Source organism: Brasilonema octagenarum UFV-OR1 (assembly GCF_963888615.1).
Lineage (GTDB): Bacteria > Cyanobacteriota > Cyanobacteriia > Cyanobacteriales > Nostocaceae > Brasilonema > Brasilonema sennae.
Genome location: NZ_CAWPKW010000116.1, coordinates 1 through 333 on the forward strand (window position 1 = coordinate 1; position 333 = coordinate 333).

The window sequence follows — 333 nt, forward strand, 5'->3', positions numbered from 1 at the left end:
GTCTTTATAACAAAGTGCTTGGTAAGTGAGAAAGTCTCGCGATAGCTGAAATAACTCCTTGTGCTTGTCATGAAAATTTTGATGGAAAGAAGCGTAAAAATCCTCTATTGAAGTAGCCAAGAGGTTTTTTAAGGAAGTTAATTCCTCCTGTGCATTATCTCTTTGTTGCTCTGTACTAACTATATTTCTAGAAATTTCTTGTAATTTTCCTTGTACACTTTTTACCTCATCTGCCTTTTCTAGTCCTTCTCTAACCGACCGTGCTTCCTGAAGAAATTCGCTGCGAGTGTTGGGATTTCTAACAGGGAAAGGAGTATTGAATGTATTTTCAAT

1 protein-coding gene is annotated in these 333 nt (G+C 36.6%); it reads right to left on the reverse strand.

Going from position 1 to position 333, the window contains the following annotated elements; translation table 11 throughout:
• On the reverse strand, positions 1-333 hold a 333-nt coding region (locus AC5590_RS08825; protein ID WP_211178828.1), incomplete at both ends, for a hypothetical protein.